This window comes from Streptomyces solincola, from assembly GCF_002982015.1.
Taxonomy (GTDB): Bacteria; Actinomycetota; Actinomycetes; order Streptomycetales; family Streptomycetaceae; genus Streptomyces; species Streptomyces solincola.
In genome coordinates this window covers 1-1,026 of record NZ_PVLV01000332.1, presented here as the reverse complement: position 1 = coordinate 1,026, position 1,026 = coordinate 1, and the positions used below count along the sequence as shown (strand labels likewise).

Annotated in this window: 1 protein-coding gene; it reads left to right on the top strand. The window is 77.0% G+C overall.

The features are described from left to right. The coding region (locus C6N75_RS20770) for a PP2C family protein-serine/threonine phosphatase (RefSeq protein WP_105870423.1) at window positions 1-1,026 on the top strand (1,026 nt) is incomplete at both ends.

Here is a 1,026-nt window from a genome sequence, read left to right as displayed (position 1 = left end):
GCGAGGGGGCGGGGGCGTGGACCGCGGTGGCGGGCGGGGCGCCGGCGCGGGCGGGCGGGTCGCTGGTGGGGCGGGTCGGCAGCGCGGAGTGGGATCTGCTGACCGACGCGGTGCACTGGTCCTCCGAGCTGTTCACCCTCTTCGGGCGGCCGCAGGGCTCCCGGCCGCTCGCCCTGGACGAGCTGCCGTCCGTGGTGTTCGCGGAGGACCAGCCGCTGCTGACCACGATGGTGACGGGCTGTCTGGTGGACGGCAAGTCCCTGGACGGGGAGTTCCGGATCGTCCGGGGCGACGGCCGGGTGCGGACGGTGCACATGACCGGCGAGCCGGTCCTGGACGCCGACGGGTGCACCGCGTCGATGTGGGCGGTGCTGCGGGACGTCAGCGAACTGCGGCGCAGCGAGCGGGCGGTGCGCGCCTCGCGGGACTCCCTGGAGCGCCGGCACCAGATCGAGCGGGTGGAGCAGCGGGTCGCCGTGGAGCTCCAGGAGGCGGTCCTGCCGCCGTGGCGGGCGGCCGCCGCGCTGCCGGACGGGCCGGCCGGACTGGATCTCGCCGGGCGGCATCTGCCCTCCGGTGCGCCCACCGGCATCGGCGGCGACTGGTACGACGCGCTGCGACTGCCGGACGGCGAGGTGCTGTTGACGGCGGGCGGGCTGACCGGGCACGGGCTGTCCGCGGCGTCGGCGATGACGATGGTGCTGGGCGCGCTGCGCGGCATGGCGGTGGCCGGGATCCGTCCGGGCATGCTGCTGGGACACCTGAACGAGATGCTGGAGTGCGCGGCGCAGCCGGCGCTGGGCAGCGCGGTGTGCTGCCGCTACGACCCGGCTTCGGGGACGCTGCGCTGGGCGCAGGCCGGCCATCCGGCGCCGCTGCTGTTCCGGGGCGGGTCGGGCCGGGCGCTGGCACGGCCGGAGGGTGCGCTGCTGGGCGCGGTCACGGGTGCGGAGTACGGGCAGGCCGAGGTGCGACTGGTGCCGGGGGACCTGCTGGTGCTGTGCACCGACGGGCTGGTCCGGGGGC